Below are 25,831 nucleotides of genomic sequence, written 5' to 3'. Positions count from 1 at the left end.
TGGTTTCGGGTCTACAACCACATACTAAACGCCCTATTCAGACTCGCTTTCGCTACGGCTCCGCCTTATCAGCTTAACCTTGCATGGGATCGTAACTCGCCGGTTCATTCTACAAAAGGCACGCCATCACCCGTTAACGGGCTCTGACTACTTGTAGGCACACGGTTTCAGGATCTCTTTCACTCCCCTTCCGGGGTGCTTTTCACCTTTCCCTCACGGTACTGGTTCACTATCGGTCACTAGGTAGTATTTAGCCTTGGGAGATGGTCCTCCCAGCTTCCGACGGAATTTCACGTGTTCCGCCGTACTCAGGATCCACTCAAGAGGGAACGAAGTTTCAACTACAGGGTTGTTACCTTCTTCGACGGACCTTTCCAGGTCGCTTCATTTACTTCGTTCCTTTGTAACTCCGTATAGAGTGTCCTACAACCCCAAGAGGCAAGCCTCTTGGTTTGGGCTAATTCCGTTTCGCTCGCCGCTACTCAGGAAATCGCATTTGCTTTCTCTTCCTCCGGGTACTTAGATGTTTCAGTTCCCCGGGTCTGCCTTCAATATCCTATGTATTCAGATAAAGATACTGTTCCATTACGAACAGTGGGTTTCCCCATTCGGAAATCTCCGGATCAAAGCTCACTTACAGCTCCCCGAAGCATATCGGTGTTAGTCCCGTCCTTCATCGGCTCCTAGTGCCAAGGCATTCACCGTGCGCCCTTTCTAACTTAACCATTAGCGAATAAATGGTACAACATAAAGTTGTGTTATTTATTGGTTTGATTAAAGAAAAGTTTCACTTTTCCTCAGCAATTACTGTTATCTAGTTTTCAAAGAACAATCGCAACCAAAATTCTTCTTATCTAATAAGAAGAAAGTAGTGTGCTTTCTATAATTGAGAGATTGAACTCTCAAAACTGAACAAAGTGTCAAAACGTACGTCATGTAAAAATCCTTAGAAAGGAGGTGATCCAGCCGCACCTTCCGATACGGCTACCTTGTTACGACTTCACCCCAATCATCTGTCCCACCTTAGGCGGCTAGCTCCTTACGGTTACTCCACCGACTTCGGGTGTTACAAACTCTCGTGGTGTGACGGGCGGTGTGTACAAGGCCCGGGAACGTATTCACCGCGGCATGCTGATCCGCGATTACTAGCGATTCCAGCTTCATGTAGGCGAGTTGCAGCCTACAATCCGAACTGAGAATGGTTTTATGGGATTGGCTTGACCTCGCGGTCTTGCAGCCCTTTGTACCATCCATTGTAGCACGTGTGTAGCCCAGGTCATAAGGGGCATGATGATTTGACGTCATCCCCACCTTCCTCCGGTTTGTCACCGGCAGTCACCTTAGAGTGCCCAACTAAATGCTGGCAACTAAGATCAAGGGTTGCGCTCGTTGCGGGACTTAACCCAACATCTCACGACACGAGCTGACGACAACCATGCACCACCTGTCACTCTGTCCCCCGAAGGGGAACGCTCTATCTCTAGAGTTGTCAGAGGATGTCAAGACCTGGTAAGGTTCTTCGCGTTGCTTCGAATTAAACCACATGCTCCACCGCTTGTGCGGGCCCCCGTCAATTCCTTTGAGTTTCAGTCTTGCGACCGTACTCCCCAGGCGGAGTGCTTAATGCGTTAGCTGCAGCACTAAAGGGCGGAAACCCTCTAACACTTAGCACTCATCGTTTACGGCGTGGACTACCAGGGTATCTAATCCTGTTTGCTCCCCACGCTTTCGCGCCTCAGCGTCAGTTACAGACCAAAAAGCCGCCTTCGCCACTGGTGTTCCTCCACATCTCTACGCATTTCACCGCTACACGTGGAATTCCGCTTTTCTCTTCTGCACTCAAGTTCCCCAGTTTCCAATGACCCTCCACGGTTGAGCCGTGGGCTTTCACATCAGACTTAAGAAACCGCCTGCGCGCGCTTTACGCCCAATAATTCCGGATAACGCTTGCCACCTACGTATTACCGCGGCTGCTGGCACGTAGTTAGCCGTGGCTTTCTGGTTAGGTACCGTCAAGGTACGAGCAGTTACTCTCGTACTTGTTCTTCCCTAACAACAGAGTTTTACGACCCGAAAGCCTTCATCACTCACGCGGCGTTGCTCCGTCAGACTTTCGTCCATTGCGGAAGATTCCCTACTGCTGCCTCCCGTAGGAGTCTGGGCCGTGTCTCAGTCCCAGTGTGGCCGATCACCCTCTCAGGTCGGCTATGCATCGTTGCCTTGGTGAGCCGTTACCTCACCAACTAGCTAATGCACCGCGGGCCCATCTGTAAGTGATAGCCGAAACCATCTTTCAATCATCTCCCATGAAGGAGAAGATCCTATCCGGTATTAGCTTCGGTTTCCCGAAGTTATCCCAGTCTTACAGGCAGGTTGCCCACGTGTTACTCACCCGTCCGCCGCTAACGTCATAGAAGCAAGCTTCTAATCAGTTCGCTCGACTTGCATGTATTAGGCACGCCGCCAGCGTTCATCCTGAGCCAGGATCAAACTCTCCGAAGAAATGTTTGACTTGCTCAATTTAAAAAATAAAAATTAACGTTGACGTTTGTCGCTTTGTTCAGTTTTCAAAGTTCAACCGCCGCTCTTAAGCGACTTTACTATCTTATCAGGTTATCAACGTAATGTCAACAACTTTTTTTATTTCTTTTTGTTGTTTTCGCTTATCTGCGTTAGCAACAGATATAAATATACCAAATCGTTTTCATAAAAACAAGAGGTAAATTAAAAGTTTAAATTTTCTAATATTAATACCTAAAAAAAGATGGCCGTAGCCATCTCTTTTTTTAGCGTTGACGCATATGTGGGAATAATAGTACATCACGGATTGACGGTGCATTTGTTAGTAACATAACAAGGCGGTCAATACCGATTCCTAGACCACCTGTAGGTGGCATACCGTATTCTAATGCCTCAATGAAGTCATCATCCATCTCATGTGCTTCATCGTTTCCTTGTTCTTTCTCTTTCAACTGAGCTTCAAAGCGCTCACGTTGGTCAATTGGATCATTTAGCTCTGTAAATGCGTTCGCGTGTTCACGCGCAACGATAAACAGCTCAAAACGGTCAGTAAAACGCGGATCTTCCGCATTTTTCTTAGCAAGTGGAGAGATTTCTACAGGATGTCCGTAAATGAACGTCGGTTGAATTAACTGCTCTTCTACTTTTTGTTCAAAGAATTCATTTACAATATGTCCATATTGCATATGTTCAGTGATTTCTACCCCGTGTTCTTTTGCTAAAGCACGAGCTTCTTCAACAGATGTTTCTCCCCAGAAGTCTACGCCCGTATATTGTTTAATAGCATCGACCATATGAAGTCTTGTCCATTCTGGCGTTAGGTCTACCTCTTGATCACCATACTGAATCTTTGTTGTGCCAAGTACTTCTTGCGCAATGTGTGCAATTAAGTTCTCTGTTAAAGCCATGATATCTTTGTAGTCCGCATACGCTTCGTACAATTCAATCATTGTAAATTCAGGATTGTGACGTGTAGATACACCTTCATTACGGAATACACGGCCAATTTCATATACTTTTTCTAATCCACCTACGATTAAACGTTTTAAATGAAGTTCAATCGCAATACGCATATAAAGTTCCATATCAAGCGCATTGTGGTGTGTCACAAACGGACGAGCTGCTGCTCCACCTGCGATTGAATGCATCATCGGTGTTTCAACTTCTAAGTATCCATGATTATCTAAGTAACGGCGCATCGATTGAATAATGCGGCTTCTTGAGATAAATGTTTGTTTACTTTCTGGGTTTGTAATTAAATCTAAGTAACGTTGACGGTAGCGCTGTTCAATATCTTTTAAACCATGATATTTATCTGGAAGTGGACGAAGCGCTTTTGTTAGTAACGTGAAATCTTTTACTTTAATAGAAAGTTCGCCAACTTTTGTTTTGAATAAAACACCTTCAACCCCTACCAAGTCACCGATATCTACGCTGCTGAAGATTTCGTACTGTTCTTCGCCAATTGCATCTTTACGTACATAAAGCTGAATTTGTCCTGTTAAATCTTGAACGTGAGCGAAACCTGCTTTTCCTTTTCCACGCTTTGTCATAATACGACCAGCTAGTGACACAGGCACTTCATTTTCTTCTAACTGTTCTTTTGTTAACTCGTCATACTCACTAATTAATTGCTGTGATGTATGTGTACGTTCAAAACGTTGACCAAACGGATCAATACCCTGATCTCGTAGGTTGCTCATTTTTTCGCGACGAACGAGAAATTGATCATTTAATTCTTCATGACTCATCGTTTACTCATCTCCATCGTATAATTAAGTTTTCCGAAACAGAAAAAAGGCCAGCATGTTTACTGGCAACTACTACGTTTCTTTAAAATTATTATAGGTTCAGTCGTTTCTCTATGTCAAATCGCTTTATTCTTGCTTCGCTTCTCTTTTTCTTCGATTTCTCTAACAAGCTACCGAATAAACCAACAACCTGCGAACCCAAACCTTAAAGTTTTCACTGTGAACTCTACTTTACGCCAATATAAAAATGAATCAACTAATAAGATTCATTTTTACTTATGTAAATCATTCCTATTATTTTCGAACATATCTAGTATATCAGTTGTTTGCTCTCGAAATAATTTTACATCTTTTAAATCCGATAACCGTTTTGTGATGGTTTCAACTTTTTCTTCTGCTACAGGGAGAATAAGAGATGAAGCTAGTTCGTTCAGAGGAACCATCACAAACGCCCGTTCAAACATTCGGGGATGAGGGACGTTCAGCCTATCCGTATGAATGATTTCATTACTATAAAGTAAGATATCCAAATCAAGGGTTCTAGGTCCCCATACAATCTCTCTTTTTCGACCTGCCGCTTGTTCAATAGCTTGCAAACAATCTAAAAGTTGCTCTGACGAATACGTTGTTTGTATTTTTACTACCATGTTTAAAAAGCTTGCTTGATTCGTATACCCGACCGGGGCCGTTTCATAAACAGATGAAACAGCCACTACCTTAACCTCAGAATGTTTCATCAAGCCAGTAACTCCCGACTTCAAATGTTCCATTCGATTTTCAATATTTGATCCTAATGCAATATATGCTTCTGTTGTCATTCAACGGCTCCTTTTAATTTCAATAGCTACCGATTGATAATAACCGGGAATTGGCGGATCAGGCTTATATACCTTTACTGTACAAGCCTGCACGAGTTCGTAATTAGCAAGCAATTCAGATGCAATCGTTTCGGCCACCGTTTCAACTAACTTGAACGTGCGCTTCTCTACAACTTCCTGGCATGTTTGGTATAAATCTGCATAGCTCACCGAGTATTCTAAATTGTCCGTAGTACCAGCTTGTTTTAAATCTAGTTCTACAGTTAAATCCACGTGAAAACGCTGCCCTAATTTATTTTCTTCTGGAAATACACCATGATATCCATAGAAACGCATATCATTCACATAAATTTTATCCATCTTTAGCCTCTCCTTTCGCTTTTATACATGTAGCTCGCGTCGACTCATTAGCGACATCGTGTAAGAGCGATACTCTTTTTGCAACTGAGCTGTTAACGTATGGTCTCCTACTGAAAACTTCTTATCCTTTATACTTCGAAGAGGTACGATTTCTTGAATGGAATTTGTAACGAAAGCTTCATCACTCTCCAAAAGCTGTTCCGCCGTAAATAAACCTTCTACAACTTCTATGTTTTTCTTTTTTAAAAGCGTAAAGATAAACTGTCTCGTAATTCCATTTAAGATACCTGTTTCAAGAGACGGTGTATATACACAATCATCTTTTACAAAAAATAAATTGGACACAATACCTTCGGCTAAGAACCCTTCTTTTGTTAAAAAAATACCCTCTTTATTTAAGTCTGAACCAACTTCTCGCTTAGCCAGTACATTGTTTAAATAATGATGAGACTTCAACCTCACGGTTCCTTCGGGCGTATTTCGCTTTGTCTCAAGAATAAGCCCCTCTTTTACAAGGGGGCTCGATGGATGAGGCATTGATTTCATGTATACAATTGTAGATGGATTGTCATATTCTTCCACTTGCAGTCCAATTCCGCCATTTCCTGCTGAAACATTTAATCGAACATACGCATTTCTCTCATTGTTTTTCATTAACAGACTATTAATAATTGCCAACACGTCCTGTGTGGAGTAGTCCCATACAATATTTAATTCACGTAAGCTGCTACGCAGTCGATCCAGATGGTCTTCCACTAAAAATGGATGACCATCATAAACTCGTAGCGTTTCAAATAGCCCTAGACCATACATATATCCGTGATCAAACGGAGAAATAGTGGCTTCAGACGCAGGCTTTACTTCACCATTTACGTATATATACATATCATTACACTCGCTTTTTTTCGTAAGTTTCAATAAAATTCTTCAGCATTTCTTTACCGTAAGAAGTCATGATAGATTCAGGGTGGAACTGTACCCCTTCAATAGGTAATGATTTATGGCGAATCGCCATAATTTCATCTTCTGCTGTCCACGCTGAAATCTCAAAGCAATCCGGCAGTGAACTTTTTTCTACAATCAAAGAATGATATCGAGTTGCCGTGAACGGATTATCAAGATCTTTAAAGATAGTACGGCCATCATGATGCATTTCAGATGTTTTACCGTGCATTAATTTATCCGCACGAATCACATTCCCTCCAAAAGCTTGCCCAATCGACTGATGCCCTAAGCATACGCCGAATATTGGAATCTTACCTGCAAAATACTCGATGGCTTCTAAACTGATTCCCGCTTCGTTAGGACTACAAGGTCCCGGGGAGATCATCAAGAAATCTGGATTTAGCACTTCAATTTCAGAAAGTGTAATTTCATCATTTCTTTTTACAAGAAGCTCATGCCCTAGCTCACCTAAATACTGTACTAAATTAAACGTAAAAGAATCATAATTATCAATCATTAATATCATCTTTACTCACCCTCACTCAGCTCATTTTCGCTCTGCTCTTTTGCTTTCCATAGTGCAATTGCTTTTTTCAGTGATTCTTTGTATTCGTGTTTCGGATTTGAATCAATTACAACACCCGCACCAGCCTGCACATAAGCTTGGCCGTCTTGAATAATCATAGTGCGAATCGCAATATTTAATTCCATATCTCCATTAAACCCAATCCAACCAATCGATCCTGTATAAATTCCTCGCCTTACAGGTTCAAGTTCTTCAATGATTTCCATTGTACGAACTTTAGGCGCTCCAGTAATCGTTCCTCCAGGAAAAACCGCATCTACAATATCTACAAAATCTTTATTGCGCGCGAGCTTGCCTTTTACATTAGACACAATATGCATCACATGTGAATACTTTTCAATAACCATAAACTCGTCAACATGAACGGTACCATAGTCGCTTACTCTACCAAGGTCATTACGCTCCAAATCAACAAGCATCACATGCTCTGCACGCTCTTTTTCGTTATGAATAAGCTCATCCGCTAACTGTTGGTCTTCTTGATCATCCTTACCGCGAGAGCGCGTTCCCGCAATTGGTCTCGTACTGATTTCGTCACCGGCTTTTTTCACTAATAGTTCTGGTGAACAGCTCACAATGTGAAATTCTTCTGTCTGCATATAAGACATATAAGGAGACGGGTTGATTTTTCGTACCTGTTCGTAGATATGCATAGGATGAGTTTGAAGCTGTTGAGACTGTCGAACAGATAAGTTCACTTGAAACACATCGCCTTGCCCGATGTACTCATGTACGCGAGTTGTGGCATCTGAAAAAGCAGCTTCAGACATTGAAACCTCACTCTTTTCGGCAACACGATGAATACGCTCATATGAGAGCCCTTCAGCACTTGCCTCCATCCAGTCCTTTTTGTATTGATCAATACGCTTATGTGCCTGCTCTTTACAATCTGCTTCATCGTTAACGATAATCCAGAGCTTTTCCTTTTCTTGATCATATACAAATACGTCATCGAAAATAAGGAAATAAACGTCCGGCGTTTTCAATGAATCTTCAGCAAGATCAGGTATGGTTTCTACATAGCGGATATAATCATAGCTAATAAAGCCAATTGCTCCACCTTGAAAAGGAGGAAGATCTGGATTCACCTCTGCTTCAAACTTCTTCATCCAGTCTCGCATAAGATGAAGCGGATTACCTTTTTGAACAGTAGCTTGGCCATCCGTTTTGATATGAAGCTCGTTTTGTTCGCCTCGCAAAATGGCTACAGGTTTTAATCCCATCATTTGAAACTTTCCGCCTCGACCGCTTTCAAGCAGGATATGATTCGGTTCCTCTTTTGACAACTCTTGATATTTTTTGAACCATTGGTTTTTAGAGATAGAAATAGATTCGCCCCAAGTCATTCTTTGCTGCATTTGTTCACTCTCCTAAAAATAAATCACCTGCTTTCATTTTACATGATTCTCAGATGAAAAAAAACAGCTTCATATAGAAGCTGTTCTTTTATGGTTTTTATGCTTGTGTTTGTTCCTCGAATTGGAACAATGGAGTACTTAAGTAACGCTCACCGTTACTTGGAATAATCGCTAACACTTTTTTACCTTTTCCTAGCTGTTTTGCAGCTTTTAACGCAGCATAAATCGCAGCCCCAGAAGAGATACCTACTAGTACGCCTTCTGTTTTTGCTACTTTACGTGCATATTCAAAAGCTTGGTCGTTTTGAACAGCGACAACTTCGTCATATACTTCCGTGTTAAGCGTATCCGGAACAAAGTTTGCACCGATTCCTTGAATTTTATGAGGTCCTGGTTGACCACCACTTAAGATCGGAGAATCAGCTGGCTCTACCGCATAAATTTTGATGTTTGGATACTTTTCTTTTAATACTTCGCCAGCACCTGTAATAGTACCGCCAGTACCAATACCTGCCACAAATCCATCTAGCTGATCGCCAAACTGCTCGATGATCTCTTTAGCCGTTGTTTGACGGTGCACTTCTGGGTTAGCTTCATTTTGGAACTGCTGAGGAATAAAGTAGCCGTGCTCTTTTGCAAGCTCAGTTGCTTTATTAACCGCACCTTTCATTCCTTCTGGACCTGGTGTTAACACTAACTCTGCACCGTACGCACGAAGCAGATTACGACGCTCAATACTCATCGTTTCAGGCATTGTTAAAATAGCACGGTATCCTTTTGCTGCAGCTACCATTGCTAAGCCAATTCCTGTGTTACCGCTTGTTGGTTCAATGATGGTGTCTCCAGGCTTTAATACACCTTTTGCTTCAGCATCTTCGATCATTGCTAATGCGATACGATCTTTTACGCTGCTTCCTGGGTTCATAAATTCTAATTTTAAATATACATCCGCCATATCTTCTTCAACTAGACGGTTTAGTTTTACGATTGGTGTTTGACCAATTAACTCTGTAATTGAATTTGCAATACGTGCCATATGACCACTCCTAATACCAACTAATTTTATTGATTTTGTATACAATTTATCAGATGTTTTCTAAATTGTCAATCATTTTGTCTTTCCATTTACCTATTTTTGTTATATTTTTAGATCAATATATACATAAATAGGACTTAACACTTATAAAAAAAGGCGTTCATTTATAAAATGACGCCTTTAAAGAATCTTTTATTTCATTTAAATTGCTTGTTCTTTCATTTCTTCTAGCTGCTTTTTATCAAAACGATAGGTTTCATTACAAAAATGACACTGTGCTTCAGCTTGGCCGTCTTCCTCAATCATCGATTGAATCTCTTCTTTTCCTAAGCTGATAATGGCATTAGCAATTCTTTCTTCTGAGCACTGACATTTGAACTCTACAGGCATTGTCTCTAGAAACTTTACGTTTTCTTTTCCAAGAACTTCTTCTAAGATTTCCTCAGGAGAAAGACCTTTTTGGATCAGTTTTGAAATGGGTTCAATCGTTTGTAAACGTTGTTCAATAGCTGTAATCGTTTGATCATCTGTTCCTGGCATAAGCTGAATGATAAATCCACCCGCAGCTAAGATTGTGTTATCAGGGTTAACAAGTACACCTACACCTACTGAAGATGGAACTTGCTCAGATGTCACGAAATAATACGTGAAATCCTCTCCTAATTCTCCCGATACGATAGGTACTTGTCCATTAAATTGATCACGCATCCCGATATCTTTTACAACACTCAGCGTACCATCTGTACCTACAGCACGTGCTACATCTAATTTTCCATGCTGATTTAAATCGAAGTGCGTTTGCGGGTTCGTTACATATCCACGCACTTCACCCTTGGCATTGCTGTCTACTAAGATAACACCAATTGGGCCGCGGCCTTCAATTTTAATTGTTAGCTTTTGCTCACCTTTTAGCATAGCCCCCATCATAACTCCCGCAGTCATTGAACGTCCCAATGCTGCAGAGGCTGTAGGCCATGTATAGTGACGGCGCTGCGCTTCTCCAACTGTATCCGTTGTTTTTACCGCATAAGCGCGAACTTGACTATTGTAAGCTAGTGCTTTTACTAAATAGTCGCCCATAATATACACCTCTTACTCCATATTTTTTGTATAGATTATTTGTAATCCTTTTAAAGTCAAAAATGGATCCACAATATCAATAATATCCGACTCTTTAGCAATCAATGTTGCGAGTCCTCCAGTAGCAATAACTTTAGGATTTACTGTTGCTTGCTCTTTCATTCTTGCTACAATTCCTTCTACTTGTCCAACGTATCCATATAAAATACCTGCTTGCATCGCAGATACTGTATTTTTCCCAACAATGCTATTTGGTCGCGCAATTTCAATACGCGGAAGCTTAGATGCTCTTGAATAAAGAGCTTCTGTCGAAATATTAATACCAGGGGCAATTGCACCACCCATATATTGCTTATTTTCATCAATGTAGCAATATGTGGTTGCGGTACCAAAATCAACGATAATTAAAGGGCTTCCGTACAGCTGAATTCCAGCAACAGCATTGACAATACGGTCTGCTCCCACTTCACGTGGATTTTCATATTTAATATTTAAACCCGTCTTAATTCCAGGACCAACAACAAGCGGCTTTAAATGAAAATACTTTTGACACATTCTCTCCAATGCAAACATAATAGGAGGAACAACAGAGGAAATAATAATACCATGAATATCTTTAAAAGATAAACTAACGTGCTCAAGCAAGGCTTTGATTGTCATGCCATACTCGTCTTCTGTTTTATTACGGCTTGTTTCTACACGCCAATGGTACTTTAATTCATCTCCATCGTATACACCTAATACCGTATTGGTATTTCCAACATCTAATACAAAAATCATTTCAATCACCACTTTATTTAAATTCAGTATTCACACTGAAACCATCATACCATAACTGGTAAATAGACGTGTATATTCTAGATAAAATAGGAATATAATGACACAATTCTCTAGTGGATATCCTACTTATCCACTATATATATGAAAAACTTTTTGCCAAACCTAACTTCTACCAAATAAAAAAGATCAGTGGAGATTGTCTCCACTGATCTTTTTTGATCTTATGCTTTTGGCTCTTCATCGTCTGTCTTTGTTTGGATGTTTACTTTAACATCTTCATCTGTTACGTGACTAGAACGGTCTGGAAGAGTTCCATGATCTACTAAGTGGTTGATCTGCTCAGCGTCTAACGTTTCTACTTCTAACAATGTTTGAGCTACAAGCTCTAACTTGTCACGGTTTTCCGTTAAGATCTGCTTCGCACGCTCATAGCTTTCTTTAATGAAACGTTGGATTTCATTATCAATTTCATGAGCAATCGCATCACTGTAGTTTTGTTCACTGTGTAAATCACGACCTAAGAATACTTGGCCTTGTTGTGATTGACCGAATTGCATTGGTCCTAACTTTTCACTCATACCGTATTCTGTTACCATTTTACGAGCGATGCTTGTTGCACGCTGGAAGTCATTGTGAGCACCTGTACTCACTTCGCCGAAAATAATTTCCTCAGCTACGCGACCACCAAGCAATCCAACAATTTTATCCAGCAGCTCTGGCTTCGTCATAAAGTAGCGATCTTCTTTTGGTAACATAACAGCATATCCACCAGCTTGCCCACGTGGAACAATGGTTACTTTATGTACCATATCAGCTTCGTCTAATACGACACCGATAATTGTATGTCCTGCTTCATGATAAGCAACAATATTGCGTTCTTTTTTAGAAATAACTCGACTTTTCTTAGCTGGACCTGCAATTACGCGGTCTGTTGCTTCGTCAATATCGACCATTTCAATTTTCTTTTTGTCCTGTCTAGCAGCTACTAAGGCAGCTTCGTTTAACAAGTTTTCTAAATCTGCACCTGAGAAACCTGGCGTACGCATAGCAATTGCTTTTAAGTTTACTGATTCATCTAAAGGCTTATTGCGAGCATGTACTTTAAGCACTGCTTCACGGCCATTTACATCTGGACGATCTACCGTAATTTGACGGTCGAAGCGGCCTGGACGTAATAACGCTGGATCTAAAATATCCGGGCGGTTTGTTGCTGCAATAATAATGATACCTTCGTTAGCACCAAAACCATCCATCTCAACAAGCAACTGGTTCAATGTTTGTTCACGCTCATCGTGTCCACCACCAAGACCTGCGCCACGTTGACGACCTACAGCATCGATTTCATCAATAAAGATAATACATGGAGCATTCTTCTTCGCATTTTCGAATAAATCACGAACACGAGAAGCACCGACCCCAACAAACATTTCAACAAAGTCCGAACCACTGATAGAGAAGAAAGGAACGCCTGCTTCACCAGCAACAGCTCTTGCTAATAATGTTTTACCAGTACCAGGAGGTCCCACAAGTAAGACACCCTTCGGAATTCTTGCACCTAGCTCTGCGAATTTACGAGGATCTTTTAAGAACTCAACAACTTCCACAAGTTCTTGCTTTTCTTCGTCTGCACCAGCTACGTCTTTAAATTTAACCTTTTTCTTTTCTTCGCTGTAAAGCTTAGCCTTACTCTTACCGAAGTTCATAACACGACTTCCGCCGCCCTGAGCTTGGTTCAGTAAGAAGAAGAATAGGATGAAAATAATAACAAACGGAATGATTGACGTAAAGAACGTTACCCAGCCGCTTGTTTCATCAGCAGGTTTAAAATCAACTTCTACTTGATTATTTTCTGAAGCAGCGTCAATACGATCAAGTGCTTTGTCACCATCTACGATGTAAGTTTGGAACGTTTGATCCTTTTTATAAGAATCTAACTTTCCTTGCACAACATACACGCCTCTTTCAGGCTTCATAGAGAGTGATTTCACATCACCTTTGTCTAAGTGTTGAACAAATGTATCGTATCTCATTGGTTCTGCTTTTTGATTAGAGCCACTAAAGAAGCTTACCACGCCAATAATGACTAAAAATATAAGTAAATAAAAGATGGTATTACGGAAGATCCGATTCATTTCTTACCTCCTCCCACGATAAACAAATACTGTATTCAATACTAACATAGAACATTTATCCTATCCAATAAATTGCACTTGGATATGTGCTTCTTAATTGCTGTATACTTGCGGTTTAAGAACCCCAATATACGGCAGGTTACGATATTTTTCTTGATAATCCAATCCATACCCTACTACGAACGCATCAGGTACTTCAAATCCAACGTAATCTGCTTTAATAGCTGCTTTACGACCTGTTGGTTTGTCTAAGAGTGTGACAATCTTAATTGACTTAGCTTTACGGTACTTGAATAACTCTACAAGATAGCTAAGTGTTAAGCCGCTGTCGATAATATCCTCTAAGATAAGAATGTCTCGACCTTCAACTGATGTATCTAAATCTTTTAGGATTTTTACTTCACCAGAAGAAACCATCGCATTGCCATAACTTGATACATCCATAAAATCCATTTCTAAATATGTATCAACACGCTTAATTAGATCAGACATAAAAGGCATAGCGCCTTTTAGTACACCGATTACCAAAGGAAAACGGTCAGCGTATTCCTCAGATAATAGCTTACCCAATTCTTTTACTTTCTGTTGTATTTCTTCTTCTGAAATCAAAATTTCTTGAATATCCTGCTTCATTCCTTACTTGCCTCCTAGAAGTTTTCGCTACTTATAGTATAAAATAACATATCTGGACTTATGTGTATGCAGTTCATAAGCAGATTTTTTCAAACCAGGTAGCCACAAAATAGTTCCTTGGCTATCTTCCACTACCGGCCAATGATCTCTGAAGTGTAAAGGGATTTTTTCATCGATAAAAATATCCTTTACTTTTTTATGTCCCTTCATGCCCTTTACTCGCATTTTATCGCCATTTTTTCGTGTCCTTACCTTTAATGATTGTAAATCGTGAGCTTCATCTAAAAGAAAAACATCGTTTCCTTTTATATCTTCGACTTTATTATGTATTTCACAAATAAGCTGGTGACCATTTGGAAGCTCAACGACCCCTGGAATCGGAACAATAAATTCATATGGCTCGATGTTCCCCTCATTAAAGGTGAAAAGACAGTCGTTGTAAGATCGGATAATGCGTAAACCATTTGGAAAGTCAAGCGTCCCAGACGGTTTTTCACTTTCACAAAATCCTACTAACGTGTCAACATGCGCTGAGGAAAGGGTTGGAGGAATTTCTTTATAGAGATAGTTTAATATTAGTTGAATACCACGCCTTTGTAAAGGCTTGCGTATCCTTAGAAAACAATCTCTATCAATGAGAATTTCATTTTGCAATTTCTTTCTCATTACTTTATTCATCACATCGGTCGTTAATTCCTCTAAGTATGCTTGATCTTCATGCAAGTTCTCGCTAAATTGTTGAAATTTTTCATGTACAGCGACGTTTTCTTGCTTTAAAAATGGCAAAACGTAATGACGAAACCGATTTCTCGTGTACGAGTCTTTCTCATTACTCGGATCAATTCGAGGTGTAAGCCCATGTAGCTTACAGTAGCGATTGATTTCTTCTTTCGTTACGGCTAGGAAAGGCCTAATAATAAATCCATGCCCATATGGCCGCTTGGGCTGCATCCCTGCGTATCCATTCATCGTACTACCTCGAACCATTCGCATTAACATCGTTTCAATCTGATCATCTCCGTGATGTCCTAATGCAAGAAGGTTTGCTTTGTGCTTCTTCATAACATGAGTAAAAAATGCATAGCGGCATTCTCTGGCAGCTACTTGAGAAGATAGCTTTCTTTCCTTCTGATAGGCAGTAACATCAATCTGCTTCGCCTCACATTTAATATTCAATTGTTTGCAGTAGTTCTGCACATATTCCATGTCTTGCTGTGACTCTTGGCCCCGGAACATATGATCAACATGAGCAGCAATAATCGTAAGAGATTTTTGCTCTTTCAGACTCCATAAGAAATGCAGCAGCGCTAAAGAATCAGGACCACCAGAAATACCTACAACCACCGTAGAGCCTGCGGATAATAACTGATGTTTTGTCATAAAATTGTTCACTTGCTTTTCCATAGGAATGACTCATCCTTATAATGTACACGCAATAATGTATCATTAATTTACTTTATACGAATGACTATAAGGAAAGTTTCACAATTTCTCCAAACTTTATAGCACTTGAATAAATAGATACAAAATATAAATCAACATTACAGACGTACAAAGTAGTAGCGTCTCTAACACGTGAGAACGCTTCTTCTTTACTTTAACACGAGGGGCAGACGGTTGACGAACGTTTTGAGGCTTTGTTCCTCTACTTTTTGCCCCTCTTCTTTTTTCGACCGATAACACCTCTGTTTTCATTTCTTTAGCTGACTTATACTTTCCCGTAACCGCTTGATACAAAACGTCTCCGAAAGGTTCCAACTGCTTTGTTGTTAATATAAATTGTTTTAATTGTTCAGCCGGTTTGTCTGTTTTATTAATTCGCTTGCCATAAGCCGCGTGAATCAAAACCATAGATACGGCAAACAAATCATAGGTCGGTTCTGCTTTTCGGGAGCCAAGCCCCCAGTGCGCTCGATCATAAAAGTCGGTAAATTCTTTTATTGACCGCCCTTGCAGAGTTGTTCCTCCCACGTCGATCCATCGAACTTTTACGGGGTTAGATGTTACGACCAGGTTTTCGGGTTTTAAATCGCCAAATACCCACCCTTCTTCATGAAGGTTTTCTAAGTCTGTTAAGAGCTGACTTGCAAACACTTGCAACCATTCTGTCCCTCTTGTTGAGATAAAAGAAAGGAGAGGCTGCCCTTTCACATACTCCATTACATAGAAAGAAAGAGCGTGAGAACCATAGCTCCAATCATCTACATCAAGTAAACGCGGTCCTAGCACTTTGTCTTTGACTTGAGACAACTTTTTTAATACATTCACTTCTGCTGTAACGGACATGTTGGAAAAGCTTATTTTTAACGCCGCTAGCGTTCCGTTTACTAATTGGACTAAGTAGACAACTCCAGTTGCTCCCACGCCTAATTTCTCAAGAATTTTATAATGGACGTGATGCCATTTCCCTTGAATTTCTGTTCCCGGAGATAGGTTACATACCTGATTCTTCAATGTATTGTTCATTATTTTTTAACAACCCTCTCAATGAGCGCTTTTTGGTGAAATAATGAGTAGCCTCTTTGATAGCCGGTCCAGTAGGCGTAATACCTCCTGCTGTTAGTTTTGGGAAAATCGTTGAAAGCGACTCTAATCTTGGATTCCAGTCCATTAGCTTCTCTACATCTTTCTTTTTCCCAGGAAATAAAAAGATTGAAAATTGATTGTGCCCCATGCGAGCATTCAAGCTTAACGATAAATCTAACAGCGACTCCTTTACAGTAGGGAGCTTATTTTTCATACTTCCGCTCATGTCAACTAAAATAAGAATCTCTAAGTCAACCGTTTCCCCAAGTTCATCAACCACTTCCATGATTTCTCCTCGCTTCTCAGGAGATAACTCTTCTAATCTTGAATTAGAGGAACCTAGAATTTGCTGAAGTTCTTTATTTACAACGCCTTGAAGTGTTTGCGTCATTGCCTGCCTTGTAACCATTTGAACAGTTTGAGACAGCTGTTTTACGTAAACAATTTGACTCACGCCACCGCCTGACATGGCAATGCCTTCTATTTCATTCGTGCTTTGCTCATCAATTGTATCCTCTTCCATCACACCAATAACGTTTACACTAATTCCTTGTTCTTTAGCTAGTGCAGCCATTGCTACCGGATCTTCACCTGTATTTGAACCACCGTCCGTAATGACCAACATCTGTTTCAATGTACCTTTTTTCATAAAAAAATCCCCTCCTCATTATCAGTATTAACATGATAGACGAGGAGGAGATAAAATATACTTCTATCTAACTATTGTGCTTTTTTACGATAAGCGTAAGAAGGAATCGATGACCATTTCGGGGTATTGTGCTGAAGTTTTGCCACAACTACCGTCATATCATCTTCAATTAAACCTGATTTTGTTCGAATAACTTCTTCCATAATTAAGTCTGCAATTTCTTGTGGATCGTTTGTTTGAAGCTCGCCAATTTTTCGCTTCATCCACATTTCGTAGTTCTCAACGTGTTTCGGTCCTTCAAATACACCGTCACTCATCATAATTAACAAGTCTTCCGCCTTCATTTGTTCATTCACAACATCCACTTCAAATTCTTCAATAATGCCCATTGGCAAATTGCTTGCCTGTATTTTAATAACCTTATCTCCGCGTTTGATGAAGCTTGGCGTAGAACCGATTTTCAAGAAGTTTACATTGGCATCTTGTAAATCAATCATCGCTAAATCTAAGGTCGAAAAGATCTCATCGTTTGTACGCAGGGATAAAATAGAGTTAATCGATTTAATTGCAATTGTCTCTTCTATTCCTGTTTGTAAAATTTGTTTTAACAGCTGAAGCGTTTCGCTGCTTTCATAGTGGGCACGCTCTCCATTTCCCATGCCATCACTAATAGCTAGTGCATATTTACCGGCGTTTAGCTCAATCATGGAATAGCTGTCACCGGATACAAACCCTCCGCCTTTAGCAGCATGTGCTACGCCTGTATCAACAACGTATGCTTTTGTACAGCCAAACGAAACGTGGCAATAGCCTTGAGGATATTTAGCACATTCTTCGTTCTTTACTACAATACTTTCACCTAAAATATCCGTAAGCATTGGCGCAATAATTTTCTCGCATTCTCCTCTTCCGTGACAATATGGCACCCACATTTCAATATCTACATTTCCAGGTTCTAAGCTATAAATTTCAATTTGATTGATTTCCATCCCAAAGTTACGAAGAGCTTCTAAAATCTGTTCTTCTTGTACATTTAAATTTTCGCGCTCTCGCTTAATTTCTTTTGCAAAATTCCCCATGACTTCAGAGACACCGTGAAGCTGTTCTGCTACAATCCTTCTACTTTCTTGAATTTGTGCTTTTAAGTGCTGATTGGCTTTAAAATACGTAAGTTCATGCTCAATCACATCGATGACTTTTTTCGATTTCACGCAATGTTTGTCCATTTCTCGAATTAGCCTTGGATTTTGTTCAAGAGTGCCATTATCAACTTCAAGCATAATTTCCTTCATATATTCATAGGTTGTATCAAACTGCTGTGCCCAGCATTGTTCTTTTTTAAAACAAAATTGGCACGTCCTTTCGGTAACGCTGCTTAAGAAATAATCAACTTCTTTATCAGCGCTTGGCTTTTCATCGTAAAATCCATTTTGCGTAAAGCTTTTGGAAAGTGCTTGAAAAACATTTGAAAACTGTTCTACGCGATTTGCTGTTACATCTCGGATCTTACGCACGTACTGCTGTTGTTCAAGCATATTTTCAGATGTCCCTGGTACTAGTTTACTTAAGTTTTTCAAAACAAAAGATGGGGTTAATAAAAATAGGACAACGGCCGTCAGTGATTCATACAAATTAGTCGTCAATCCTTGATCTGCCTGAGCATATAGGCCAATTAGCAATGAACCAACAACCAGCCCTAGAGCTGCCCCTAGCTTTTTACCGTCTTTTAAAAGTCCTCCAAGCAAGCCAGAAAAAGCGAGTAAACTCATTTCGTACAAACTAGAAACATTCGCGAAACTTAAAATTAAACCGGTTACGACCCCGACCGTAGCTCCTATCGTAGGGCCAGATACAAACGCAAAAACTAGTACTAAGTAACGAGATAATATATGTTCAGCCGAAAGGCCGTAAATCATCCACCCTATTGTCCCTGTCATAACAGATGCCAACAAAATAATAAGAGAAATCACTTCTTCTGTTTTTAATGATTGTTTTCGCTTTCGATATGAAATTAAAGGCACGCTTTGTAGGAAAATCATTGTTAAGATAAAGCTCAACCCTGCTTCTACTGCCACAAATGTAAAATCATACATGGTGAATTCCTTGGTAAACACATAAAAAATAGTTAGTTTTGTAAGTAACATCGCGCTAAATACAGTGAACGGCAGTTTCTTTAACGGATCCATTGTCAGTATGCCGCTAAATCGATGAATTAGTAAGAAAACAAATAGTGTAGCAAATACGGTACCTCCATTTTGAATAGAAACACTAAATGCCCCTGCCAATACGGCTAAACTTGCTAACGGTGCTTTTTCTTTCTTTATAGCCATTACGGCTGCAAAGAATGGCAAAGCAAATGGCATGATTTTCATTAAAATTAACGCTCGTCCTAATAAGAAACCTACGACTAGCAGCAATAATCCCCATTGAAATAACACCTTTTCCGTTTTCATACCCGCCTTTGTAAATACACGGGACATTTCTAATCTAGTTCGGTTAAATACCGCCTCTGTTGTTGGACTTGCAAAATCTCTTTCCGTCTTTTGCATTCTCCCACCACCCGCTAATTATACTTATTCGTTATTATATCGCGGCGAAAGGTGAAATTTTGTCAAACGGACTAGCAAAATACCTATAATCGTTCGACTATTTTCTAGTATTATATTGAAAACTATACAAAAAGATGTACAATCTTGCATGGAGATTTAAAAAATATGAGAGATACTGTTCGCCCCAGAGAAAGCCTATGCTCATCATTCTTTTTTAAAAGCAAATAAAAGTCTATAAAAATAACAAAAAAGTTATTGACAATAACCCTGCTTTTTTATATTATTATAAATGTCTTTTAGAGAACGTATAATGGCGGTGTAGCTCAGCTGGCTAGAGCGTACGGTTCATACCCGTGAGGTCGGGGGTTCGATCCCCTCCGCCGCTACTCGAATAACGGCCCGTTGGTCAAGCGGTTAAGACACCGCCCTTTCACGGCGGTAACACGGGTTCGAATCCCGTACGGGTCATCAAAAAGCATGTACAACAAGTACATGCTTTTTTTCTACTCTTTTTTACATATAAAAAAAGCACCTTTTAGATAAAAGGTACTTTCCAAAAACTCGCTATCTATTTGATATAAGCAGCAAGTTAACCGCGTTTTGCACCGCGTCCACCGCGTTTTGATTCGGTATGGCGTTTTAGGGAAGATAAACGTTCTTCACTGTCTTTTAAGAAACGATTCATTTTTTGTTCGAATGTTTCTTTTGTACGGAAATCATTACCGCCACCACGATTGTTATTACGTTGTGGGCGTGAATCACGTGGACGGTCTGAGCGTGGCGCTCTTGCAGGACGCTCTGGTCTTTCTGGACGTTCTGGTTTGTCTACCGCTTTCTTAATTGAAAGACCAATTTTACCATCTTTCTCAACGTTAATTACTTTGACTTCAACTTCGTCGCCCACTTTTAAATGGTCGTTAATGTCCTTTACGTAATTATCAGCTACTTCACTGATATGAACCAAGCCTGTTGAACCTCCTGGTAACTCAACAAAAGCTCCAAAGTTCGTAATACCTGTTACCTTTCCCTGTAACTTGCTGCCTACTTCGATTGACATAAAAAAAATGCTCCTCCTTAAATGATAAAAGAAATCAATTTATTATATTATACAAAAAGCAAAAATACACTGTCAACGAACCATACGTTTAGTCTTTTTTTACATTAAAGATAATTTCCCCGTCTTCTGATAAAAAATAATCTCTCCGGGCAATCTTTTTAATATAATCATCGTCATTCAACTTGACGATTTCACCTTTTAACTGTTTTTGCTTGCTTTGTAATTTTGTCAGCTGCTGTTCTAATTTTACCTTCTCAGCTTTTTTGTTCTCAATAGCTGAGGTTTGCGTAATTAAAGCTGATACCATCAATCCACCAATGATTAAGGCCAACACTCCGAAAACAGTCAAACGCCTAATTAAACCGATACGCTTTCGATCTGTATTTTGTTTAATTTGTTCTTGTTTATGGCTATAATCAGTATTTAACTTCGCGACCTTTTTTTTTCGTACCGCACTCATTGAATTAGTCGTCCCCCTTGTTTTTTAAAGTGTTCACCCATGCAACGACTCTCATTATCATATTCTTTGCACGATTGTAAATTCCTTCTATATACCGAAAACCCATATGTAAAAATCGTTTTACAGGTTTAGGCATCATTCTCCAAAATACGAAAAGAACCCACCTAGTCGGTAAGTAAATAAGCTTTAGACAGAATACGAGCAGCTTATGAACAGCTCGGTAGATCCCTAAAGCGACTACAAGTAGAATATGAATAAAGAAGCGGATAGGCTTGACCAAAAAAATATTACTAAGCGTTAAAACACCTCGATATAAACTTAATACGCTCGAGACAGTAAATGTTAATACTTTTAAATACAGTGATTGAAATAAGCTTTGATACGCGGCAAAGCCGCAAAACAAAGCAAGAAACGCATACAAACGCAGTTCTCCTTCATTCACTAAAAACAACACATAAAAAATGAGAAGAGCTTGCACCATCCAAAACAATACGTCATTTACAAATACGAACCATGGGCGTGATTTAGAGCGATTAACAAAGTAACGATAAGTATCGAGAGAAGCACCTAAACCGCTTCCCATCGATACCATCGCAAGCATTGTATAGAGCTGAATGTTTAAACTCATCGAAACAACTTACTAAAGAATCCTTTAGCCTTCTCCGATTGGTTCTCATCTAAGTAAACTATATCAAAGATTTTTCCTTTTATCGATACAATTCCTTGATCAACGTCTAAATTTTTCATTTGCAGATTTTGCCCTCTAACTGACAAGAAACCCATCACTGTTTCAAGTAAAAATTCCTCATTGTCAAAGCTCTCTACCTGCTTCACACCCGTGATATCTAAGAGACGCCGACCCTTCATCACTAAATCATGATTTGGAGTATGGTCTTTGTTTGAATTGCTTGTTTCATAAAATTGGCTCATATCTTCATCCCCACCTCATTCATTAAGAGCATTCGCTCTTGTTATCTGTTGTTTAAAACATATGAATGAGAAAGGTGATTTAGAACAAGCCTTCATCAGTTATACTTCAGATGAAATACGCTCTTCTTTGACAATTGAGTACAAATTAGCTGCTTCTTCTTTTTTAGCTGCTTCTTGAAGAGCCTCTATTTTAACGGTAATTTTCTTCGTGCCAAATGTGATGGCTAATTCATCTCCTACTTTCACATTTGTGCTTGCTTTTGCAACGATACCATTAATCGTAATACGGCCCTTGTCTGATACTTCTTTTGCCAATGTACGGCGCTTAATTAAACGTGATACTTTTAAAAATTTATCTAACCTCATAATTCCCTCACCTTTCTGTTTTACAAACCTGTTTTTTTGGCTTCTTCCCAAAATTCATCTAACTCTTTTAACGAAAAAGATTCAAATGGTTTTTCAGAAGCTCTCACTTTTTCTTCAATATATTGAAATCGATTTAAAAATTTTGTATTCGTTTTAGCTAATGCAGCTTCAGAGTCGATTTTATAAAATCTTGCAATATTCACTAAAGCAAATAAAATATCTCCAAATTCATCGCTCATTTTTTCTTTATCAGCATGCTGTACTTCATCTTGGAATTCAGCAAGTTCTTCCTGTACTTTTTCCCACATAGGTTCAACTTCTGACCAATCGAAACCAACTTTTGCAGCTTGTTTTTGGTATCCGTGCGCTTTCATTAAAGAAGGCATAGCCCCAGGTACAGAAGCTAACAGAGAAGAAGGCTCCTCTCCTTTTTCTTCTTTTTTGATTTCATCCCAATTTTTTAAGACCTCATCTGCATCATTCACGCTCACTTCCCCAAATACATGCGGATGGCGTCTTACCATTTTCTCTGAAACACTGCGAATGACGTCATCAATTGAAAACATTCCTTCATCTTCACCGATTTGTGCATGAAGCAATACCTGCAGCAATACATCACCGAGCTCTTCAATCATATTATCGTCATCTTGACGGTCAATTGCATCTAATAACTCATAAGACTCTTCTAGCAAATAGCGCTTGAGCGATTCATGCGTTTGTTTTTGATCCCAAGGACATCCGTTTGGCCCTCTGAGCGTGGCAATAATCCTTCTGAATGAGTCAAATTGATGGTATAAAACCGTTTCGTCCGCTACTGGAGGGACATAAATAGTCGTTAAGTTATTGAGCGACATTTCTCTATCTAATTCATACAGCTTGACCGGCTGGATTTTTTCTTCACTGCTTCCCGCTGCCGTTACAATGTAAACGAGGTAATCATCAGGAACGTGTTCCATCAGCGTTAGTTTTACCTCTGAAGCAACGAACTGATCGTACACTTGAGCAATTAGAACATGACCCGTTAACTCTATTTCGCTTCGCTTTAAGTCTGTTCCGTCTAGCAGCTGAAATCCTTCAATAGGATCGATCTTTAGTGCGCCAAAAATTGGATCTAAGAAGCTTTGTCCCCCTTTAATTTCAACAGGAATGCTGCGTTCTTTTCCTTTTTGTAAAAGTAATTGAACCGTACGTTCTGCCACTAAAGGATGCCCGGGAACGGCATACACCACTTCTTCTACTGAAGCTTTATCGATTAAATCATTTGATATATGTTCATATACCTCTTCAAATCCATCATAAGATTCGTATACGTCATCATAGGATACGTACGTCAAGCCTTCACTTTCTAATTCTTTGATTACAGGATGTTCTTTTGTGCGCATATAAATATGCTTTTCCTGCTGCAGCAAGCGATAGATGCCTACGGGTAGCTGCTCTAAATCGCCTGCTCCTAAACCAATAACTGTTACTTTACCTGTCATTGCTTCACCTTCTTATTTATTTTTTAATACGTATTTAGCTAAAACACTTCCCATTGGAAGTAAACGTAATTCCTCTTCGGTAAAAATATGTTGTTTCATAATGATAAACAAATAAAACAAACCGCCTATTAAAACACCAGATCCTGTTTCAACCACTTGTTTGCTTGTATCTAAACCATTAGACCATACAAAGTGATGTAAACAAAATAAATAGCTTTGCAAAAGAATGACCATTGCTATGCCCGTTATAAAAATACCTCCACTCGCCTTTTTCGGAACGAGCGATACAGCTAGCTTTTTATACAGACAAAATAGATTGATTGCTGCAACAATAGCGAATCCAGCTGAGGAAGCAATGGCTGCTCCTATGGTTTGAAAATCTGGTATTAGCCAAAGATTCAATATCAGTTTAACCGTCATGCCAGCGATGACGGCTATTACAGGTGCGAAAACAGCTCCCATCCCCTGAAGCACAGCTCCAGCAGTTGCTGCTACGGTTGTAAATATAACTAACAAGCTCAAAATTTGTAAAACGTCCGTTCCGTCGGAGTTACTATATAAAAGCATATTAATGGGTTTCATCAGCGCAATCAAGCCAAAGGCTGCTCCAACTCCGACTACAAGCGATAGTCGGAGAGACAGCTGAACTTTTTCAAGCACAAATGACAAGTTCTTTTTCGCAATGGCTGAAGAAATAACGGGTACAAGTGAAAGTGAAAAAGCTGTACCTACTACTGTACCTAATTGAATCAACGGAAGTCCACGGTCATAAATACCTTTTGAAACTTTTGCTGCCTGTTCAGCCATGCCATGCGCCGTCAGACCGGAATATAATGTAAAGGAATCAATAAGCTGAATAAACAGCAGACCCATAGCGCTGATACAAATTAATAAACCTTGAATAATAAGGATTTTCACTACTTTTTTGATGTCTGCTTTTTTTATGCGTTGAAATACTCCCTTAGAATTTGTCTTTGTTCTAAAAACAAATAAACATAAAATAATAAGAGATGTTATACCGCCTGTTATGGAACCAAAAATAGCTCCTGCTCCTGCAGTATAAGGACCATACCCATGGTGGATAAAGAAAATAGATAGGCACAAAATAGTCCCTACTCGAACAATTTGTTCTGCGATTTGAGACAACGCAGTAGGAAACATATTATATAATCCTTGATAATAACCACGAATGACAGCAATAAACGGAATAAGTAAAAACGAAAATGAAATAATTTGAATGAGAAGCGTTAACTGACAATCTCCCATCCACTCGGCAATCGTTTCTGCAAAGATATATTGGAGGGAAAACATTATGCAGCCTACTACAAACAAAAAAGCAAATGAAACTTGAAGTATTCCTCGGATTTCCTTTCTCCGATTTGTTGCCACATAATCGGCTACTAACTTTGAAATAATTACAGGGAAACCGTATGTACCTAGCTGTAGCGCAATTCCATATAGCGGATAAACTTGCTGATAGATATAAAACCCTATATCTCCCGCAATATGGTGATATGGAATACGGTAAGTAGCACTTAAGATTTTCGTAAATAAACCTGCGAGCGTTAAAATAATCGCGCCGTTAAAAATAGAATAGAGCTTTGATTGTTTCTGCATTCCTACACCTTTCACCTGCAGCTTGTAATTATGTGAACAACGCTTTTTATGAGCCGCTAACTGTAGAAGAATAGCGCTTTGTTCTTATAAAACATCCTGCACTTTCCAATAAATAAAATACCGTACCATTATATCATGTTCTCTTTATTTCTAAGGTAAGACAGCATGAAAAAAGGTAGCAGAAACTGCTACCTTTT

Annotated in this window: 22 protein-coding genes, 2 tRNA genes and 2 rRNA genes (1 of these 26 cut by a window edge); 2 read left to right on the top strand and 24 right to left on the bottom strand. The window is 39.5% G+C overall.

The window, feature by feature from the left end:
• The 17 genes from LJY09_RS00505 to spoIIE all read right to left on the bottom strand — a co-directional run.
• Nucleotides 1–725: ribosomal RNA gene (locus LJY09_RS00505) — 23S ribosomal RNA — on the bottom strand; it reaches 2,211 nt to the left of the window's first position.
• A gap of 225 nt (nt 726–950) precedes the next feature.
• Nucleotides 951–2,502: ribosomal RNA gene (locus LJY09_RS00500) — 16S ribosomal RNA — on the bottom strand.
• Together the 16S and 23S rRNA genes form the textbook arrangement of a ribosomal RNA operon.
• A gap of 284 nt (nt 2,503–2,786) precedes the next feature.
• The gene (gene lysS / locus LJY09_RS00495; RefSeq protein ID WP_013054894.1) at nt 2,787–4,271 is read right to left on the bottom strand and encodes a lysine--tRNA ligase; all 1,485 of its coding nucleotides are present in this window, start codon (nt 4,269–4,271) and stop codon (nt 2,787–2,789) included.
• A 272-nt stretch (nt 4,272–4,543) separates the two neighbouring features.
• Nucleotides 4,544–5,089 carry a 2-amino-4-hydroxy-6-hydroxymethyldihydropteridine diphosphokinase gene (folK, locus tag LJY09_RS00490; RefSeq protein ID WP_028412655.1) on the bottom strand — a complete coding sequence of 182 codons (546 nt, stop codon included), beginning with the start codon at nt 5,087–5,089 and terminating at the stop codon, nt 4,544–4,546.
• A complete protein-coding gene (gene folB, locus LJY09_RS00485; protein WP_028412654.1) occupies nt 5,090–5,449 on the bottom strand; it encodes a dihydroneopterin aldolase in 360 nt (119 codons plus the stop codon).
• A 21-nt stretch (nt 5,450–5,470) separates the two neighbouring features.
• Complete coding sequence (pabC, locus tag LJY09_RS00480; RefSeq protein ID WP_028412653.1) at nt 5,471–6,334, bottom strand: aminodeoxychorismate lyase; 864 nt, start codon at nt 6,332–6,334, stop codon at nt 5,471–5,473.
• A 4-nt stretch (nt 6,335–6,338) separates the two neighbouring features.
• Nucleotides 6,339–6,920 carry an aminodeoxychorismate/anthranilate synthase component II gene (gene pabA / locus LJY09_RS00475; protein ID WP_028412652.1) on the bottom strand — a complete coding sequence of 194 codons (582 nt, stop codon included), beginning with the start codon at nt 6,918–6,920 and terminating at the stop codon, nt 6,339–6,341.
• Between the two features lie 2 nt (nt 6,921–6,922).
• Entirely contained in the window at nt 6,923–8,338 is a 1,416-nt protein-coding gene (gene pabB, locus LJY09_RS00470; protein WP_028412651.1) for an aminodeoxychorismate synthase component I, read from the bottom strand.
• 97 nt (nt 8,339–8,435) lie between these two features.
• Complete coding sequence (gene cysK / locus LJY09_RS00465) at nt 8,436–9,374, bottom strand: cysteine synthase A (protein ID WP_013054888.1); 939 nt, start codon at nt 9,372–9,374, stop codon at nt 8,436–8,438.
• Nucleotides 9,375–9,575: 201 nt separating this feature from the next.
• Complete coding sequence (gene hslO / locus LJY09_RS00460; RefSeq protein WP_028412650.1) at nt 9,576–10,454, bottom strand: Hsp33 family molecular chaperone HslO; 879 nt, start codon at nt 10,452–10,454, stop codon at nt 9,576–9,578.
• Between the two features lie 12 nt (nt 10,455–10,466).
• Nucleotides 10,467–11,234 (bottom strand): type III pantothenate kinase, encoded by a 768-nt coding sequence (locus LJY09_RS00455; RefSeq protein ID WP_013054886.1) that lies wholly within the window; start codon nt 11,232–11,234, stop codon nt 10,467–10,469.
• A gap of 221 nt (nt 11,235–11,455) precedes the next feature.
• Complete coding sequence (ftsH, locus tag LJY09_RS00450) at nt 11,456–13,366, bottom strand: ATP-dependent zinc metalloprotease FtsH (RefSeq protein ID WP_013054885.1); 1,911 nt, start codon at nt 13,364–13,366, stop codon at nt 11,456–11,458.
• Between the two features lie 93 nt (nt 13,367–13,459).
• On the bottom strand, nt 13,460–13,999 hold the full coding sequence (gene hpt / locus LJY09_RS00445; RefSeq protein ID WP_028412649.1) for a hypoxanthine phosphoribosyltransferase: 540 nt from the start codon (nt 13,997–13,999) through the stop codon (nt 13,460–13,462).
• Between the two features lie 27 nt (nt 14,000–14,026).
• Nucleotides 14,027–15,403 carry a tRNA lysidine(34) synthetase TilS gene (gene tilS / locus LJY09_RS00440; RefSeq protein ID WP_028412648.1) on the bottom strand — a complete coding sequence of 459 codons (1,377 nt, stop codon included), beginning with the start codon at nt 15,401–15,403 and terminating at the stop codon, nt 14,027–14,029.
• Between the two features lie 96 nt (nt 15,404–15,499).
• Nucleotides 15,500–16,465, bottom strand: coding sequence for a protein kinase domain-containing protein (locus LJY09_RS00435; protein ID WP_034263697.1), 966 nt, complete (start codon nt 16,463–16,465; stop codon nt 15,500–15,502).
• Nucleotides 16,434–17,174 (bottom strand): VWA domain-containing protein, encoded by a 741-nt coding sequence (locus tag LJY09_RS00430; protein WP_013054881.1) that lies wholly within the window; start codon nt 17,172–17,174, stop codon nt 16,434–16,436. Before LJY09_RS00430 ends, LJY09_RS00435 begins: the two co-directional genes overlap by 32 nt.
• Before the next feature lie 71 nt (nt 17,175–17,245).
• Nucleotides 17,246–19,723 (bottom strand): stage II sporulation protein E, encoded by a 2,478-nt coding sequence (gene spoIIE / locus LJY09_RS00425; RefSeq protein WP_013054880.1) that lies wholly within the window; start codon nt 19,721–19,723, stop codon nt 17,246–17,248.
• A gap of 312 nt (nt 19,724–20,035) precedes the next feature.
• Here spoIIE and LJY09_RS00420 point away from each other — a divergent pair.
• A tRNA-Met gene (locus LJY09_RS00420) sits at nt 20,036–20,109 on the top strand.
• 10 nt (nt 20,110–20,119) lie between these two features.
• Nucleotides 20,120–20,191: transfer RNA gene (locus LJY09_RS00415), tRNA-Glu, on the top strand.
• Between the two features lie 121 nt (nt 20,192–20,312).
• Here the strand turns inward: LJY09_RS00415 and LJY09_RS00410 are convergent.
• From LJY09_RS00410 to LJY09_RS00380, 7 genes are all read right to left on the bottom strand, one after another.
• Nucleotides 20,313–20,780 (bottom strand): S1 domain-containing RNA-binding protein, encoded by a 468-nt coding sequence (locus LJY09_RS00410; protein ID WP_013054879.1) that lies wholly within the window; start codon nt 20,778–20,780, stop codon nt 20,313–20,315.
• Between the two features lie 88 nt (nt 20,781–20,868).
• Nucleotides 20,869–21,240 (bottom strand): FtsB family cell division protein, encoded by a 372-nt coding sequence (locus tag LJY09_RS00405; RefSeq protein WP_013054878.1) that lies wholly within the window; start codon nt 21,238–21,240, stop codon nt 20,869–20,871.
• 4 nt (nt 21,241–21,244) lie between these two features.
• Nucleotides 21,245–21,868: a spore cortex biosynthesis protein YabQ gene (yabQ, locus tag LJY09_RS00400; protein ID WP_028412646.1), complete on the bottom strand. Its 624-nt coding sequence runs from the start codon at nt 21,866–21,868 to the stop codon at nt 21,245–21,247.
• Nucleotides 21,865–22,170: a sporulation protein YabP gene (gene yabP / locus LJY09_RS00395; protein WP_013054876.1), complete on the bottom strand. Its 306-nt coding sequence runs from the start codon at nt 22,168–22,170 to the stop codon at nt 21,865–21,867. The genes yabQ and yabP overlap by 4 nt, the downstream gene beginning before the upstream one ends.
• Nucleotides 22,171–22,269: 99 nt before the next feature.
• Nucleotides 22,270–22,536 (bottom strand): RNA-binding S4 domain-containing protein, encoded by a 267-nt coding sequence (locus tag LJY09_RS00390; RefSeq protein WP_013054875.1) that lies wholly within the window; start codon nt 22,534–22,536, stop codon nt 22,270–22,272.
• 20 nt (nt 22,537–22,556) lie between these two features.
• Nucleotides 22,557–24,017, bottom strand: coding sequence for a bifunctional methyltransferase/pyrophosphohydrolase YabN (gene mazG / locus LJY09_RS00385; RefSeq protein WP_028412645.1), 1,461 nt, complete (start codon nt 24,015–24,017; stop codon nt 22,557–22,559).
• A gap of 12 nt (nt 24,018–24,029) precedes the next feature.
• On the bottom strand, nt 24,030–25,634 hold the full coding sequence (locus LJY09_RS00380; RefSeq protein ID WP_228307466.1) for a putative polysaccharide biosynthesis protein: 1,605 nt from the start codon (nt 25,632–25,634) through the stop codon (nt 24,030–24,032).
• Nucleotides 25,635–25,831 lie beyond the last annotated feature (197 nt).

The organism is Priestia sp. J2 (assembly GCF_020790095.1).
In the GTDB taxonomy this organism is placed as follows: domain Bacteria; phylum Bacillota; class Bacilli; order Bacillales; family Bacillaceae_H; genus Priestia; species Priestia zanthoxyli.
Note: the sequence above shows the minus strand (reverse complement) of the source record. Positions and strands in the feature narration are given on the sequence as shown.